General features: G+C 57.6%; 1 rRNA gene (only partly in view). It reads left to right on the forward strand.

From position 1 onward, the window contains the following. Positions 1 to 1,973 (forward strand): 23S ribosomal RNA (locus CV755_RS01825) (its annotated part extends 30 nt beyond the left edge of the window); the annotation flags it as partial.

The raw sequence follows: 1,973 nt of genomic DNA on the forward strand, positions 1-1,973 counted from the left end.
CCTTGGCACCAGGAACCGATGAAGGACGTGGGAGGCCGCGATAGGCCCCGGGGAGCTGTCAACCGAGCTGTGATCCGGGGGTGTCCGAATGGGGAAACCCGGCAGTCGTCATGGGCTGTCACCTACTGCTGAACACATAGGCAGTATGGAGGGAACGCGGGGAAGTGAAACATCTCAGTACCCGCAGGAAGAGAAAACAACCGTGATTCCGGGAGTAGTGGCGAGCGAAACCGGATGAGGCCAAACCGTATGCGTGTGATACCCGGCAGGGGTTGCGTATGCGGGGTTGTGGGATCGCACTTTCATGGTCTGCCGGCCATGAGGCGAGTCAGAAACCGTTGATGTAGGCGAAGGGCATGCGAAAGGCCCGGCGTAGAGGGTAAGACCCCCGTAGCTGAAACATTAGCGGCTTGCTTGTGCGACACCCAAGTAGCACGGGGCCCGAGAAATCCCGTGTGAATCTGGCGGGACCACCCGTTAAGCCTAAATATTCCCTGGTGACCGATAGCGGATAGTACCGTGAGGGAATGGTGAAAAGTACCGCGGGAGCGGAGTGAAATAGTACCTGAAACCGTGTGCCTACAAGCCGTGGGAGCGTCGGATGCACTTTGTGCATCTCGTGACTGCGTGCCTTTTGAAGAATGAGCCTGCGAGTTTGCGGTGTGTTGCGAGGTTAACCCGTGTGGGGAAGCCGTAGCGAAAGCGAGTCCGAACAGGGCGACCAAAGTAGCGCGCCCAAGACCCGAAGCGGAGTGATCTAGCCATGGGCAGGTTGAAGCGGCTGTAAGAGGTCGTGGAGGACCGAACCCACCAGGGTTGAAAACCTGGGGGATGACCTGTGGTTAGGGGTGAAAGGCCAATCAAACTCCGTGATAGCTGGTTCTCCCCGAAATGCATTTAGGTGCAGCGTCGTGTGTTTCTTGCCGGAGGTAGAGCACTGGATAGGCGATGGGCCCTACCGGGTTACTGACCTTAGCCAAACTCCGAATGCCGGTAAGTGAGAGCGCGGCAGTGAGACTGTGGGGGATAAGCTCCATGGTCGAGAGGGAAACAGCCCAGAGCATCGACTAAGGCCCCTAAGCGTACGCTAAGTGGGAAAGGATGTGGAGTCGCAGAGACAACCAGGAGGTTGGCTTAGAAGCAGCCACCCTTGAAAGAGTGCGTAATAGCTCACTGGTCAAGTGATTCCGCGCCGACAATGTAGCGGGGCTCAAGCGTACCGCCGAAGTCGTGTCATTGCAGCATAAGGACCAACGTCTGCTGTGATGGGTAGGGGAGCGTCGTGTGCCGGGTGAAGCAGCGCCGGAAGGTAGTTGTGGACGGTTCACGAGTGAGAATGCAGGCATGAGTAGCGATACAAGAGTGGGAAACTCTTGCGCCGATTGACTAAGGGTTCCTGGGTCAAGCTGATCTGCCCAGGGTAAGTCGGGACCTAAGGCGAGGCCGACAGGCGTAGTCGATGGACAACCGGTTGATATTCCGGTACCCGCTTTGAAGCGCCAGCGCTGAACCAGGCGATGCTAAGTCCGTGAAGCCGCCCTGATCTCTTCGGAGTTGAGGGGAGTGGTGGAGCCGACGGACCAGACCTGTAGTAGGTGAGCGATGGGGTGACGCAGGAAGGTAGTCCAGCCCGGGCGGTGGTTGTCCCGGGGTAAGGGTGTAGGACGTCACGTAGGCAAATCCGCGTGACATATAGTCTGAGACCTGATGCCGAGCCGATTGTGGTGAAGTGGATGATCCTATGCTGTCGAGAAAAGCCTCTAGCGAGTTTCATGGCGGCCCGTACCCTAAACCGACTCAGGTGGTCAGGTAGAGAATACCGAGGCGTTCGGGTGAACTATGGTTAAGGAACTCGGCAAAATGCCCCCGTAACTTCGGGAGAAGGGGGGCCATGTCCGGTGATGAGACACGCTCTCTGAGCTGSGTGTGGCCSCAGAGACYASCSAGAWGCCCCTCTCTACTAAATTCAGAGC

It is taken from the genome of Streptomyces orinoci, from assembly GCF_003121295.1.
Lineage (GTDB): Bacteria > Actinomycetota > Actinomycetes > Streptomycetales > Streptomycetaceae > Streptomyces > Streptomyces orinoci.